Annotated in this window: 13 protein-coding genes and 1 tRNA gene; 11 read left to right on the top strand and 3 right to left on the bottom strand. The window is 55.8% G+C overall.

Annotated features, from left to right (window positions below; genetic code table 11):
* Positions 1-133: 133 nt before the first annotated feature.
* From BHK98_RS09470 to BHK98_RS09420, 11 genes are all read left to right on the top strand, one after another.
* On the top strand, positions 134-772 hold the full coding sequence (locus BHK98_RS09470) for a CvpA family protein (RefSeq protein WP_075713705.1): 639 nt from the start codon (positions 134-136) through the stop codon (positions 770-772).
* 96 nt (positions 773-868) lie between these two features.
* Positions 869-2,143, top strand: a complete 1,275-nt coding sequence (locus BHK98_RS09465; RefSeq protein WP_075713703.1) for a dihydroorotase — start codon at positions 869-871, stop codon at positions 2,141-2,143.
* Complete coding sequence (locus BHK98_RS09460; RefSeq protein WP_075713701.1) at positions 2,140-2,868, top strand: dihydroorotate dehydrogenase electron transfer subunit; 729 nt, start codon at positions 2,140-2,142, stop codon at positions 2,866-2,868. Before BHK98_RS09465 ends, BHK98_RS09460 begins: the two co-directional genes overlap by 4 nt.
* Positions 2,862-3,773, top strand: a complete 912-nt coding sequence (locus tag BHK98_RS09455; RefSeq protein ID WP_075713699.1) for a dihydroorotate dehydrogenase — start codon at positions 2,862-2,864, stop codon at positions 3,771-3,773. Before BHK98_RS09460 ends, BHK98_RS09455 begins: the two co-directional genes overlap by 7 nt.
* Positions 3,773-4,471 (top strand): orotidine-5'-phosphate decarboxylase, encoded by a 699-nt coding sequence (gene pyrF, locus BHK98_RS09450; RefSeq protein ID WP_075713697.1) that lies wholly within the window; start codon positions 3,773-3,775, stop codon positions 4,469-4,471. The genes BHK98_RS09455 and pyrF overlap by 1 nt, the downstream gene beginning before the upstream one ends.
* A 92-nt stretch (positions 4,472-4,563) precedes the next feature.
* Complete coding sequence (gene pyrE, locus BHK98_RS09445) at positions 4,564-5,202, top strand: orotate phosphoribosyltransferase (RefSeq protein ID WP_075713695.1); 639 nt, start codon at positions 4,564-4,566, stop codon at positions 5,200-5,202.
* Position 5,203: 1 nt separating this feature from the next.
* Positions 5,204-6,124: an aspartate carbamoyltransferase gene (gene pyrB, locus BHK98_RS09440; RefSeq protein ID WP_075713693.1), complete on the top strand. Its 921-nt coding sequence runs from the start codon at positions 5,204-5,206 to the stop codon at positions 6,122-6,124.
* Between the two features lie 27 nt (positions 6,125-6,151).
* Positions 6,152-6,571: an aspartate carbamoyltransferase regulatory subunit gene (locus BHK98_RS09435; protein WP_075713691.1), complete on the top strand. Its 420-nt coding sequence runs from the start codon at positions 6,152-6,154 to the stop codon at positions 6,569-6,571.
* A gap of 229 nt (positions 6,572-6,800) precedes the next feature.
* Positions 6,801-6,876, top strand: a tRNA-Thr gene (locus BHK98_RS09430).
* 483 nt (positions 6,877-7,359) lie between these two features.
* Positions 7,360-7,584, top strand: a complete 225-nt coding sequence (locus BHK98_RS09425) for a hypothetical protein (RefSeq protein WP_075713689.1) — start codon at positions 7,360-7,362, stop codon at positions 7,582-7,584.
* A 292-nt stretch (positions 7,585-7,876) separates the two neighbouring features.
* Positions 7,877-8,782 (top strand): hypothetical protein, encoded by a 906-nt coding sequence (locus BHK98_RS09420; RefSeq protein ID WP_075713687.1) that lies wholly within the window; start codon positions 7,877-7,879, stop codon positions 8,780-8,782.
* A gap of 144 nt (positions 8,783-8,926) precedes the next feature.
* On the opposite strand, the gene BHK98_RS09415 is transcribed toward BHK98_RS09420, so the two are convergent.
* The 3 genes from BHK98_RS09415 to BHK98_RS13565 form a co-directional block, all read right to left on the bottom strand.
* Complete coding sequence (locus BHK98_RS09415) at positions 8,927-9,619, bottom strand: TetR/AcrR family transcriptional regulator (protein WP_245796868.1); 693 nt, start codon at positions 9,617-9,619, stop codon at positions 8,927-8,929.
* 129 nt (positions 9,620-9,748) lie between these two features.
* Complete coding sequence (locus BHK98_RS09410; protein WP_075713685.1) at positions 9,749-13,330, bottom strand: PD-(D/E)XK nuclease family protein; 3,582 nt, start codon at positions 13,328-13,330, stop codon at positions 9,749-9,751.
* The gene (locus tag BHK98_RS13565; RefSeq protein WP_158024489.1) at positions 13,324-13,959 is read right to left on the bottom strand and encodes an HAD-IA family hydrolase; all 636 of its coding nucleotides are present in this window, start codon (positions 13,957-13,959) and stop codon (positions 13,324-13,326) included. The genes BHK98_RS09410 and BHK98_RS13565 overlap by 7 nt, the downstream gene beginning before the upstream one ends.
* Positions 13,960-14,126: the final 167 nt, after the last annotated feature.

Genomic DNA, 14,126 nt, shown 5'->3' with positions numbered 1-14,126 from the left:
CAACACTTCCATACAGTATTCAAGATGTTTTTGTACAGAATTCCGTGCATTACGGAGCAACACGGCATTGCTTTTTTTATGGTTTTTTAGTAACATATACGGTAAAGAAAACAAAAAAGGAGGGCTCTGCCCTATGATTATGGATATCGCCGCGGGTATTATCGTCGTTCTGTCGGCAGTCTTTTACTGTCGCAGGGGTTTTGCGGCATCAGTCATCAATATGCTTCAGTGGTTTCTCTGCATCGTCGTCGGACTGCTGCTCTGTGATAACGCCACCCGGCTCCTGACCGGACACACCGGAGCGGGGAGCTTTCTGAACGGCATATTCGAGAAAAAGCTGGCCTCCGCCGGCAGCCCCCACACACAGGTTCAGTCGGTATACGATGTGTTCCACGGCTATATCAGCAGCAATTCCCAGATGGTTTCCAATCCGGGAGCCTCGGACATCACTCAGATTGTCCTGGCGATTCTGTCCTTTTTTGTAATCATCGCCGCGGTGAAGCTGCTGCTGTGGCTGTTCTGCAAAATCTTCCCGCAGGAAAGCTATGACGGGATCCGCCGCTTCTTCGACCGGCTGACGGGAGTCGTCTGCGGAACCGGAATGGGCGTCATCTATGTTCTTCTGGCGCTGACGATGCTGCTGGCGCTGATGGCGTTGTTCCCGTCGGGTATCGCGTCTGCGCTGTCCGGCACGCTGGACAGTTCCTTTGTGACCGGCAGCATGTACACCAACAACCCGCTGCTGCCCCTGCTCCGGAATCTGTTCACCTGAAGCTGACAGTTCTTCTTGCAGAAGGGCTTGACAGTGACCCGGGTTTGTGATATAAAATTAAAAGTTTGAGTTTTTTCGGAACAGAAAGGACACGACATGGCAATTCTGCTGACGAACGGCAACGTATACTGTGACAGAGGTTTTCAGAGGACGGACCTTCTCATTTCAGAAGGACGGTCATTCGTTTTTGAAAAACCCGGCCTCCGTCACGCAGACCGTACAATCGACTGTAAAGGCAAGCTCATTATTCCCGGCTTAGCGGATGTACACGTACATTTCCGTGAACCCGGGTTTTCTTATAAAGAGACCATACGCACAGGCTCCGCGGCGGCAGCTGCCGGAGGCTATACCTGCGTCTGCACCATGCCGAATCTGAATCCGGCGCCTTCAACAAAGGAAGGTCTGCAGGTCCAGCTGAACCTGATCCGCAGGGATTCACTCATCGACATTGTTCCCTACGGAGCCATCACCGCTGAGCAGGACGGCCGCAGCCGTCTGTCCGACATGGAGTCACTGGCTCCCTTCGTCTGCGCCTTCACCGATGACGGCAGGGGGGTGCAGTCGGGTGCACGGATGGAGGAGGCCATGCGGCTGGCGAAGTCTCTGCATCGCATGATCGTCGCCCACTGCGAGGACGAGAGCCTGCTGGGCGGACGCGCGATCCACGACGGCGTCTATGCGAAGAAACTAGGCGTTCGCGGAATTTCTTCGGAGAGTGAATGGCGGCAGGTGGAACGGGACGTGGAGCTTGCGGCGAAGACCGGCTGCGCTTATCATGTCTGCCATATTTCCACAAAGGAAACCGTGGAAATTATCCGGCAGGCAAAGAAAAGCGGCGTGGACGTGAGCTGTGAGACCGGTCCTCACTATCTGGTTCTCTGCGATGAGGAGCTGCAGGATCTCGGACGGTTCAAAATGAATCCGCCGATCCGGAGTGCGGACGACCGGGACGCTCTGCGGGAGGGTCTCGCGGATGGCACCATTGACATGATCGCCACCGACCACGCTCCCCACAGCGCAGAAGAGAAATCCCGGGGAATCCTGGACAGCGCCTTCGGCGTCGTCGGACTGGAAACCGCTTTTCCCGTCCTGTACAGCCGGCTCGTGCGGCAGGACGGACTCATTACAACAGAAAAATTAATCGATCTGATGGCTCTCGCGCCGAGGCAGCGCTTCCCCCTCCCGGGCGGTCCCATCACAGACGGCGCCCGCGCGGATGTGACTGTCATCGACCCGGAGGCTTCCTTTGTGATAAACCCGGCAGACTTCCGGAGCAAAGGAAAAGCCACGCCGTTTGAGGGCTGGGAGGTTCAGGGGAAGGTTCTGATGACCTTCCGCGCCGGAACGCCGGTATATGAGGTAGAACAATGAAGCAGCAATATCTGACCGTCCGATCGGTCAACGAAATCCAGAAAAATATATATAAGATGAAGCTTTCCGGCAACTGCACGGAAATTTCCGCCCCCGGACAGTTCATTAACATCCGCCTCGCGGGCTTTTACCTGCGGCGGCCGATTTCCATCGCCAGCTGGGACGCCGCCAGCCTCACCATCGTCTTCCGGACGGTGGGTGCCGGAACAGAGGCTCTTTCCCGCGTCGAGCCGGGCACATCGCTGGACGTGCTGATGCCTCTGGGTAACGGTTTCGACCTTACAAAGGGCGGCAGCAGTCCCCTCCTCATCGGAGGCGGCATCGGACTTCCGCCGGTCTACGGGCTGGCCCGCGCCATGGTGCAGGAGGGCATGACGCCCCGGGTCATCGCCGGGTTCAACACAAAGAATGATGTGATTCTGACAAAGGACTTCAACTTCCTGGGCATTGAACCGGTCATCACCACGATGGACGGAAGCGAAGGACTGCGGGGCACAGTCACAGATGCCGCCGCGGACGCCGATACCGGCTACGTCTACGCATGCGGTCCGGAGCCGATGCTGAAAGCAGTTTACGACATCTGCGGCGACGGACAGTTCAGCTTCGAAGCCCGCATGGCCTGCGGCTTCGGCGCCTGCATGGGCTGCAGCTGCAAAACGAAATACGGATACAAGCGGATCTGCACAGACGGTCCGGTTCTGCAAAAGGAGGAGATCATATGGTAAACACACAGGTTCATCTTTGTGGCCTCACCCTGGACAACCCTGTCATCCCCGCCAGCGGCACCTTCGGCTACGGCAGGGAATTCGCGGAGCTCTACGACCTGGATATCCTGGGTTCCATCTCATTCAAGGGCACGACGCCGGAGGAACGGGGCGGTAATCCCCTCCCCCGCATCGCGGAATGCCCGCAGGGAATGCTGAATTCCGTAGGACTGCAGAACCCCGGGCTGGAGGAGGTCTGCACCCGCGAGCTGAAGGAGCTTGCGAAAATCTATCACAAGCCTGTCATCGCCAACATCAGCGGATTCTCCGTCGAGGATTACGTGACCTGCGCGAGAGCCATGGACCGGGAGGAGCAGGTGGGTATCATCGAGGTCAATATCAGCTGTCCCAACGTTCATAACGGCGGAATGGCTTTCGGAACGGATCCCGCTTCCGCGGCCCAGGTTACAAAGGCGGTCCGGCGCGTCACGGACAAACCGGTGTTCATGAAGCTGTCACCGAACGTCACCGACATCGCCGAAATCGCCCGCGCCTGCGAAGCGTCCGGCGCGGACGGTCTGTCGCTGATTAACACCCTTCTGGGAATGCGTATCGACATTCAGCGCCGGCGACCGGTGCTGGCCAATAAAATGGGGGGCTATTCCGGACCGGCTATCTTCCCGGTGGCGGTCCGCATGGTGTATCAGGCGGCGCGGGCAGTCAGGATCCCGATTATCGGGATGGGCGGCGTCTCCACGGCAGAGGATGTCATTGAAATGATGATGGCCGGCGCCACGGCGGTGCAGGTGGGCGCCGCGAACCTGGTGGATCCGTTCGCCTGCCCCGACATCATCGAGACCCTCCCTGCCGTGATGGAAAAGCTGAATATCAGAAATCTTGAAGAAATAATAGGAGTGATTGAATAATGGCCAAAGACGTCATCATCGCCTGCGATTTTCCGGGCAAAGCAGAAACCCTGGCTTTCCTGGACCGGTTCACCGGCCGGAAGCCCTTTGTTAAAATCGGCATGGAACTGTTTTACGCTGAAGGTCCCGACATCGTGCGGGAGATTAAGGCGCGGGGGCACAAAATCTTCCTCGACCTGAAGCTCCACGATATCCCGAACACGGTGGAGAAGGCGATGGCCTCGCTGGCCCGCCTGGATGTGGACATGACCAACGTCCACGCGGCCGGCACCATTGAAATGATGAAGGCCGCCCGCAGAGGCCTCACCCGTCCGGACGGCAGCCGTCCGATTCTGATCGCCGTCACCCAGCTGACCTCCACCAGCCAGAGCGCGATGGAACAGGATCTGATGATCCACGCGCCTATCGCGGAGGTGGTCACACAGTACGCCCGGAACACCAGAGAGGCCGGACTGGACGGCGTGGTCTGCTCACCCCTTGAGGCCGGCGTGATCCACGAGGCATGCGGTGAAGACTTTCTGACCGTAACCCCGGGCATCCGTTTCGCCGGAGCCGCCGCAGACGACCAGTCCAGAATTACCACTCCCGCCAGAGCGAGGGAAATCGGAAGCGACTACATCGTCGTAGGCCGCCCCGTCACCAAAGCGGAGGATCCTGTCGCCGCCTACGAGCGGTGCCTGACGGATTTCCTCGGCTGACGCCGGGCTCGCACGGATGTGCGAAGTGCGCGCCGGACCCGCGAGAGGAAAGACTGACAATTTGTTAATTCAGATACACGGAAGGAGTACACATGAGTAAGCAAGAAATCGCACGGGGACTGCTGTCCATCGGAGCTGTTTTTCTGCGGCCGGAGGAGCCCTTCACCTGGGCCAGCGGCATTCAGAGCCCCATCTACTGTGACAACAGGCTGACGCTGACCGCGCCGGACGTGCGGATTAAGGTCGAGCAGGGTCTGGTCCGCATCATTCAGGAATGCTACCCTGACTGCCGGCTGGTCATGGGAACCAGCACCGCAGGCATCGCCCACGCAGCAATCGTCGGCCACCTGATGAATCTTCCCATGGGTTACGTCCGGGGCAGCCGTAAGGATCACGGCCGCACCAACCAGATTGAAGGAAAGCTCGTTCCCGGAGAAAAAACTGTCGTCATCGAGGACCTGATTTCCACTGCCGGCTCCTGCTGCGAAACCGTCGAGATCCTCAGAGAAGCCGGTGCGGAGGTCCTGGGCGTTGCCAGCATCTTCACCTACGGCATGCAGAAGGGCCTCGACCGCCTGGCGGAGCACAACACAGAAAATCATAGTCTCTGCGACCTGGACACGCTGGTTGAAGTGGCTGTGGAAGCCGGATATATCAAGCCGGAGGACAAAAATAAAATACTGCGTTTCAGAGAAAATCCGTCTGACGGCGGATGGATGAAGGAGGACTGACATGAGCGAAATTCGCAACCTGATTAACATCACGGACTTTTCGGTGGAGGAGATCGATCACCTGATCGAGGTCGCCGATGATATCATCGCACAGCCGGAGAAATACCAGGATATCTGCGCCCACAAAAAACTGGCCACACTGTTCTTTGAGCCGAGCACCAGAACGCGTCTGAGCTTCACCGCGGCCATGATGGAGCTGGGCGGAAACGTACTGGGCTTCGACGACGCCAGCACCAGTTCCACCAAGAAGGGAGAAAGTGTCAGCGATACAGTCATCATGGCAGGCTGCTATGCGGACATCATCGCCATGCGGCACCCCAAGGAGGGCGCTCCGGTCATTGCCGCGACAAAAACAACTGTTCCGATTATCAACGCGGGCGACGGCGGACATTTCCACCCGACTCAGACCCTGACCGACCTCCTGACCATCAGCCGGAAAAAGGGCGGCCTCGGGAATTTCACCATCGGCCTCTGCGGCGACCTGAAATTCGGCCGCACGGTCCACTCTCTGATTGAGGCTCTGATGCGCTATGAAAATGTGAAATTCGCCCTGATTTCACCTGAAGAACTGCAGCTTCCCGACTACGTGAAGGAAAACATGGACCGGGCCGGCGCCGAGTGGGTGGAATACCGCAAGCTGGAGGACGCCATGCCGGAGCTGGATATTCTGTACATGACCCGCGTCCAGAAGGAGCGTTTCTTCAACGAAGAAGACTACGTCAGGCTGAAGGACAGCTTCATTCTGAATCTGGAGCTTCTGGAGCCTGCCAAGAAGGATCTGATCATCATGCATCCGCTGCCCCGTGTCAATGAAATTTCCGTAGAGGTGGACAATGATCCCCGGGCCTGCTATTTCTACCAGGCGCTCTGCGGCAAATACATCCGAATGGCACTGATTCTTTATCTTCTGGGCATCAAATAGATTTAAACAGGAAAGCGAGGTACATTAATGAATATCGATGGAGTAAACACCGGCGTCGTACTGGATCACATCAAGGCAGGAAAAAGCATGCAGATCTATGAGCTCATGCGGCTCGACAAGCTGAAATGCTGCGTTGCCATCATCCAGAACGCGGACAGCGCGAAATACGGAAAAAAGGATATCATCAAGGTAGACGGCGACCTGAACCTGGATTTTGACATTCTGGGATATATCGACAGCAACATCACCGTCAACATCGTCGAGAACGGCCGCCTGGAGAAAAAGGTCCACCTGGACCTGCCCGAGACGCTGACCAATGTCATCAAATGCAAGAATCCCCGCTGCATCACATCAATCGAGCAGGAGATTCCCCACAAATTCCGTCTCGTCGATCGGGACAAAAAAGTATACCGCTGCATCTACTGCGACGCGGAATACACCGAATAGACGTCCGTTTCACCGAAAGCCGGCCTTCGCAAAAAGACCGGCTTTTGCTGTACAGAGGACCCCTGCTGTACAGACCTGCCGTTCCGCCAAAAAATCCCTTGCAATCAGCGGCCACTCGTGTTACACTTTATGATGTGTGAGGGCAGTCGTGCCCCTCGTTAACACGTAGTTTAAGCGCGCGACCCGTTTTCGGGTCGATATATCCGGCACTGTTGCCGGCAGCTGACACGCTTCCGTGGCTCAGTTGGCAGAGCAGCGCATTCGTAACGCGCAGGTCGGCGGTTCGAGCCCGCCCGGGAGCTCCATAAAGAACTTCTCCTCGCAGAGAGGTTCTTTTTTCTTTGTGACAAAGACTTCCCGGGGCGTGCTTCGTTCGCCTGTTCCGGCCCGCCGGTTCATAATCGGTGCCGGAGACACGAGTCACAGCACGGGCTAAGGCGTAAGCCACGCGCCAGTTATGTCGTCGACCCATAATTGGTTCAATATCTTTTTTGTTCTGAGTCAATGTTGAATCAGAATGCCGCCATTTCGTCCCTTTTACGCCAGTTGAAATCCGGATTTCCCGCATTTTCAGGGATTTTCCCGGGATTGCTGACAGGCATCAAAATTTTTTACAAAGCATTTTTCAGCAATTATCATTGAAATTTCAACACCACTCGATGAAATATCATTTTATTGCCGGATTTCTTTTGCAAACTTGGCACGGGATATGCTTTGTACTAGAGGTGAATAAAGGATAAAAAAAACAGATAAAGGAACTCAGTGTTTTGTGAATGGAGGTATTCAAGATGAAGAACGAAAAAATCATGAGAAAAGCTTTTGCAGACGCGGCGAACGAGATGCTCTACGTTTCCGATCCGGAAATCATGGAAGCCGTAATTGAAAACACGATGGAGAGCAGAATCGGAAAAGTCTGCGGAAAAGATGAAATCAGAGCTTTCGTGAAGGCCGAGCTGGCGAAGATGAACGACGCAACGTCCGACTACAGCTTCCGGTGGTCCTTCAACAACTGATTAAACTAAGCAAATAAACTCAAAATAAGCCCATAATAAATGATCCAATAAATCCTCAATATTTTTAACGGATCACGAACCGCCTCGACTACCCACGGGGCGGTTTTTTTGTATCATTTCAATCGCTCTTGCGGTTTTCCCGTTTCGTCGGTATAATTAGTGTATGCTCATTAAGTCCCCGTCGGACTTAATAGGCGCTGCTGGCGACAGTTTGTCAGCAGCGCCGCGGCGCACCATCCAATGGAAGAGTGCGCCGGCAGACATGAAATTACAGAACAGGAGTGCAGCAATCATGGAGAAACTGTCAGAGAAGAAAATCAGCCGGGCCCTGCAGGACACCGAATTTTTCAAAACACTGGAACCGGCGGAAATGATGTATGTTCTGGTATCCGACATCATTCTCAGAGGAGACGTGAAGAAATCCAACTTTGAATACTGGCTCACCCAGGAGGAGCGCTGGCCGGAAATCAGTGCTGAGGACCGTATGGATCAGGTGCTTCGCGTGCTGGAGGACGAGAGTCCCTCGGCAGCACTGCAGGCTTTCCAGAAGGTCGGGTTCATGCGCTTCTGCATGCCGCGCTGTTTCCCGATACGGAAGCTGATGGACAAAAAAACCTTCTACTCCATCATCGACAACTTCAATCAGCTGGAGTACCGCAGGGACGACCTGCCCTTCAAGCTCGCGGTGCTGATGTTCTCCTTCGACCCGCTGGCAACTGAAGAGACCCTTTATGACGCCAACTTCGATCAAGACGCCATCAACTGGATCTGCAATCTGATTTATTTCTACATGGAATTCATCCGCCTGAACACTCCGAAAAAGCTGAAGGCCTTCGTCGGCAAATTCGGGAAAGACTTCTATTTCGATATGAACGACTACGCCTGGGCCATCCTGAAAATCACCAAAATGCGGGAGCTGAAGCCGCTGAAGAGCAAAGATCATGTCCTCAGCTGGATTAATCAGGGAGTTCCTTTGGACGCTGAAGATCTGGAGTTGACCCGGGAGGATATTCTGGAGGCCGGCGCGGAGAGCGAAGACGAGGTCACAGCAATCCAGCAGCTCCTTATCGAGCACTGCCAGAAAAAGCCCCTGGACAATATCCGGGAGCTTGAGCTCAGTCTGGTAAAGAATCTGACGCAAAAGGAAATCGACCGAACCATTCGCCGCGTGCGCAAAGCCAAAGAGCGCCGCTATTAAACACAGCAATGCTGCAATGGCCGAATCAGAATTTGTGGACGCCGCAAAACTATGGGCGGTCCAGCGTTAACCGCACCGTTCCGGAACATTTCAGTTCCGGAGCCGCGGCACATGTAAATTCCGTCCGCAGGCGGACGGGGAACATTACTCCTCTATCAGGTCTATGCCATCCTCGGCCTTCTGCGCCATGCCGGTGATTATCTTTTCTGCGGCGGTCTTCAGATTCATCTCCAGTACACGTTCAATCACTCGGCGCTGTTTCTCCTTCGGAACAGCGTACAGCGTCAGAGAACTTTCAAGGAAGCGCGATATTTTGTTCTCCACGGTAAAATAAAAATCGCAGGGTCTGGCCATATAAGCCCGCATCATGCCCGCCGAGGCGATATCCATCTCATAAAAATCCTTTTCCTGCGCATCCGGCATGTACTGCCCGAAAATATGCGGAAGCCGTTTGGCCGTGCTGCTGTAAATGTATTCAGACGTCGAGGGCAGGGAGTAGCCTGTAACGTACAGATCGCGCAGCGGCTCGGACAGCTCCGTGATATACATCTGCAAAGCCGTCTCCACGGCATACAGCAGTACAGGATCATCCTCTGTCGCTCCCTTCATCTGCTCTGCGCTTTCAAACTGCCCTGCGAACATTATTTTCACGAGCACCAGCAGGAGTTCCTCCTTGCTCGCAAACGCCGCAAAAAACGACGATGGCGCCATCCCGGCTCCTTTAGCGATAGATGATGTCGTCGTCCTCTCATATCCGTTTTGCAGAAAAAGTCTGATAGCCGCGTGCAGCATTCTGTTTCTGCGCGCAATTCCCCTTGATTGAAGTCCCTTCGGCACGATGCTCCTCCTCTTTTATATCTGTTCCAGTTTTCACAAAATGTATATGCTCCGATTTCCACAGACGCACCGGCACCTGCTTTCACAAAGATATATCGGCGCCGGTTTCCGCAGACGCACCGGCGGTTTTCAACGGACCCGATTGTAGGCGCAGCCGTCGAACATCAGATCGAACCGGCAGATGCTCCGGTTCCCGCAGTAATCGCAGGGAGTGCTGTCCTTTGTTTTCATCGGATGGATATCGATGACGCCCTCCAGCATGTCCGCGACAAATTCCTGCACCTTCTCGTCCACTGCCTCCTGCAGCTCCGCGAACTCCTCGTCGCTGACCAGCGAGCCCTCCGGCGATCCCTTCAGTCCGCCGGCAGTAATACGGACAGGCGCGATGCTCGAGGTGCCCTCGAATTCTCCGGCAATCTCCCTCACGACCTTCGGATCATCCACCATAATTCCGTTCAGTCTGAAGCGTTTCCGGAGCTCCGCCTCCAGTCGCTCCGCACGCTCCTCCTCAGACTCACCGCCTCCGCTCGGTGCTCCCGAGATGCTCCCGTCGACCCTGGGATCCTGGATATGAAAATAGAAGACCCCGGCCGGTCTGCGGATTTCCGCCTGCGCCGGTCCTTCACCCGCCGGGTCTGTCCGCGGCACCCCGCCCTGCGCCGCCTTCATATACAGCATCAGCTGGAGTCGATAGCCTGCCCGGACCTCCGCCTGCTTCAGCTGGAGGTTTCCCGACTTGTAATCGATGATTTTCAGCCGATCGTCCGGCAGACGGTCCAGGCGGTCGATCCGGCCCTCAATGCACACCTCCGTGCTCCCGACCTTTACCACGACTGGACGTATCGGTCTTCCGGTTCCGAATCCGACCTCAAAACGGCTGCTGCTGATTTCTCCGGACCGGGCGTGCTCCACCAGAACCCACAGAGACTTCAGGCAGGTATCCTCAATACGGCGTGTTTTGTACCGCTCCTCGTTCCCCAGGGAAAACAGGCCGTCGCGATACCCCTCAGTCTCCTCCGCAAGAGCCCTTCGGACCAGCTCGCGGCATTCTTCCTTTGTTACCGTCTCCCAGGCGTGCTCCCGGGACAGCCGCGCGGTAATCCGCATCAGACATCCGTGATAAATATCTCCGATCTCCCGGCTTGCCACCTGGAAAATCCGCCGCTCCTCCGGCTCCAATCCATAGGTGACATAATATGCGAAGGGACATCTGGCGTAGGTTTCAATTCTCGACGGCGACAAAGTGCGGGTTCCGCCGTTTTCGCTCTTGAACAGCAGGCTGCTGTAACGGGGCGGAAGGGCTTCTGTCCGGTTTTCAAAGGACAGATCTTTGTCGATCTGCTCCATCACCTCCGGTAAATGCTCCCGGTACCATCTTTCCACCGGAGCCCATACGGGAGCACGGCGTACTCCTTTTTGTTCCAGACGCATCCTCTCCACAAGATGCCGCAGTGTGCTGATGCGCCCTCCGACCAGCGCCTCCTCATCCTCGCGGTTGATGATATCGCGGCGAATTTCGAGGGACGGAAAAATACCCGTCAAAGTATCGACGATATCGGATCTCCTGAGTTCCCGACCCTCTTCGTCGCCGGTGGAATATCCGATCCACAGATGCTCCGACGGTCTGGACATGTTGCGGTAGATGGCGAGGCGTTCCTCCTGAAGTCGGATCTGATCCACCTTGCAGATTTCGTGTCCGTCATCCGCCAGCTGCTGCCGCTCCTCCGGCGAGAAAAGTCCCTCGTCGGCCGCCTCCGCCGGGAGCACGCCCTCATTGGCGCCCAGAACGACCAGCGCTTTCAGCTGCCCGCTCCTCGTCCGCTGCATAGTTCCCATCATCAGATCATCGATGGAGGACGGCAGAACGCCGATTTCAATCTGTTTCAGCCCCGCGGTGAAAATTTCAATAAAGTCTCCGGCGTCAAAGGGTTCATCGCCGATCAATTCTGCGATCTGATCGAAAAGTCCGATAATCATGGTGAAGATCTGTCTCGTCTCTTCTGCCTGATCGGCCGCATCGTTCTCCTCCTGAAGCCGCATGAACTCCCGCAGCTTTTCCTCCATCCCGAGCGGCCCGGTCAGATATCCGAAAAATCCGGTCAGGAAATCCCGCACCGTCCGGCTTTCGGCAATGATTTCCTCCAGTCCTCCGAAGACCTCCATCGCCTGCTCCCGCAGCTCCTCCAGCGCAGCCATACCGTCCGCGCCGTATTCAAACCCGCCCTTCTCAAAGGGTTTTTTCCACATCGTTCCTCTGATGCGGTATTTCAGCGCGTAATTTTCCAGACGCTCCACCTCGTCTACGGTCAGGCTCGTGAATCCGGTTTTCAGCGTCCGCATCACGTCAGTAAAACGGTACCTGTTCGCGACCGACTGAAGCATAGAGACCAGAAATATCGCGGGATTGGAATTGAGAATGCCCCGCTTGCTGTCCAGAAACAGATCGATACCGTACTCCCGGAACACGCGCGAAACGACCTGCGCCCTGCCGCTCTGGTCGTTGCAGATCACCATGATATCGCGATACCGGTATCCGTGCTCCCGAATAAGTCCCAGAATAAACGCTGCCGCCGATTCCGCCTCATTATATATATTTGCCGCCTCACAAATGGTAATTCCGTCGCTGTCTTCCGCCGCCTCGGGCACCGGCGCATACAGTTCGTGCTCCAGATGCGCGATTGCCGGCCGCCGAAAATCCGGGCCTCCCTCCGGAGCATCGCCCGTTCCTAACATTGCAGTTTCCGCTCTCGCCCCCGACGAGCCTCCCTCCGGAGCATCGCCCGTTCCTAACATTGCAGTTTCCGCTCTCGCCCCCGACGAGCCTCCCTCCGGAGCACCGACGGGGCGCGTGTATTCCGGTCCGATTTTCTCCAGCTCTCCAAGGGGGCATCCGACTTCCTTTCCTGCTTCAATCAGTCTGTGCATCACTGTTCGCGTCAGGGAGAAAAGTTCCTCATCCCGACAGCCTTTGTCACCGGTCAAAACAATATTGACTTCCTCCGCAGCTCCCATCAGTCCCCGGAGCACCTTCATGGATTTCGGAGCGAAGCTGTCGAATCCGTACACCCAGATCCGTGCACCGCTGACGATTCCGGACCGTCCGATGCGGTCAATATACAGGTCGATGTAATCCTCTGAATCAGTGTACTTTCCTTCTATTTTTTTCTGATATTCCCCATAGATAAGGGAAAGGTCTGACAGTTTTCTGTGCAGCAGCGTTTTCTCCGGCACGCTGTCCCGCACCGCACGCAGTCCTTCCGGAGTAACGCCATACTGCTTCAGTTCGGAAATGAAATCATTTGCCAGCTCCACAAAGGAATTTTTCGCCATATTTCCTTTGAATACCTGAAGCTCATCGTCTTTTTCTCTGGCAATCTGCGTCAGCAGCATCTGCCGTCCGTATTTGTCGATAAAAGTCCGCCGGCCTCCGCCCAACTCCCGCAGAATATTGTGGCCCAGCCGCGACATGCTGAATACATCCAGCCCCACCAGTCCGGTCACATTCAGATATCGAAAAGCCTGCCGCTCCGCCTCCAGAGTGTACTGATCCGGAACGATAACCAGAACCCGCCGATCCTCACTGAAGCCGGGCGATCCGGAGCCGGCGTCCGGGGTTGGTGCACTGTCCACGACCGGCACAGACCCCGCGATACGGTCATAGATGAATTTTTCTTTGTTGACACTTTCTCTTCCGTAATAAATATTCAGCATTTTTCCAGAATCTCCAAAAGCTCTCCGGCTTCTTTTATCTCGTGATCCGGTCTGTAAATTCCCACTTTGTCTTCCGGGCGCATGGACCGCGACCAGCCCACAAGCACCGCCTCGATGCCGGCGTTATGGGCGCATCCCATATCATAATGCGTGTCCCCTACAAACAAAGCCTGATTCGCGCTGACATCCAGTTTCTCCAGACCGATCAGCGCCGGCTCAGGCTCCGGTTTATGCACCGCAGTATCATCGCAGGTTACAATCGCCGAAAAAGTATCCTCCATTCCCAGATACACCAGCGCCCGCTCCAGTGAATCCCGCGTTCTGGATGTGACGATTCCCATCCGGTATCCGCGGCGCCTCAGCTCACCGATCAGCTGTCTCATTCCGGGGAAAAGATACCAGCGGTTCTGGTCCTGCGCCGCCTGCCAGTCGCGATAAATTCTCAGCGCGTCCTCCAGATCATGCTCCGGAAAGAATCTGGCCATGGTCTCTCTGAGCGGCTCTCCAAAAGTGTGATACAAAAGTTCGTCATCCGTCCTTCTGCCCCGAATTGTCATAAACGTATGCTGCCAGGAATCGATTACGAGCTGGTTCGTATCCCCGACGGTTCCATCGTAGTCAAACAGCACAGTTTTGATTCGGCCGGCCGGACCCGGGTGCCGGGACGCCGGTGAGACCGGCGACGGATTTTGTGAGGCCGGGTGCCGGGACGCCGGCGCAGACCGCAGCGATGTTGGGGATGAAATGTGCGGCGACGCTGTCAATGTGGACGCTGCCGGAAATCCTGCTGACGGCG

This window comes from Hornefia porci, assembly GCF_001940235.1.
In the GTDB taxonomy this organism is placed as follows: Bacteria; Bacillota; Clostridia; order Peptostreptococcales; family Anaerovoracaceae; genus Aminicella; species Aminicella porci.
This window is presented reverse-complemented; position numbering and strand designations above follow the sequence as displayed.

Bases quoted from the DNA above. Each gene is read 5' to 3' on its own strand.
- BHK98_RS09465 (WP_075713703.1), top strand. From the start codon at position 869: ATGGCAATTCTGCTGACGAACGGCAACGTATACTGTGACAGAGGTTTT.
- pyrE (WP_075713695.1), top strand. From the start codon at position 4,564: ATGAGTAAGCAAGAAATCGCACGGGGACTGCTGTCCATCGGAGCTGTT.
- BHK98_RS09455 (WP_075713699.1), top strand. From the start codon at position 2,862: ATGGTAAACACACAGGTTCATCTTTGTGGCCTCACCCTGGACAACCCT.
- pyrF (WP_075713697.1), top strand. From the start codon at position 3,773: ATGGCCAAAGACGTCATCATCGCCTGCGATTTTCCGGGCAAAGCAGAA.
- BHK98_RS09460 (WP_075713701.1), top strand. From the start codon at position 2,140: ATGAAGCAGCAATATCTGACCGTCCGATCGGTCAACGAAATCCAGAAA.
- pyrB (WP_075713693.1), top strand. From the start codon at position 5,204: ATGAGCGAAATTCGCAACCTGATTAACATCACGGACTTTTCGGTGGAG.
- BHK98_RS09435 (WP_075713691.1), top strand. From the start codon at position 6,152: ATGAATATCGATGGAGTAAACACCGGCGTCGTACTGGATCACATCAAG.
- BHK98_RS09470 (WP_075713705.1), top strand. From the start codon at position 134: ATGATTATGGATATCGCCGCGGGTATTATCGTCGTTCTGTCGGCAGTC.
- BHK98_RS09425 (WP_075713689.1), top strand. From the start codon at position 7,360: ATGAAGAACGAAAAAATCATGAGAAAAGCTTTTGCAGACGCGGCGAAC.
- BHK98_RS09410 (WP_075713685.1), bottom strand. From the start codon at position 13,330: ATGCTGAATATTTATTACGGAAGAGAAAGTGTCAACAAAGAAAAATTC.
- BHK98_RS09420 (WP_075713687.1), top strand. From the start codon at position 7,877: ATGGAGAAACTGTCAGAGAAGAAAATCAGCCGGGCCCTGCAGGACACC.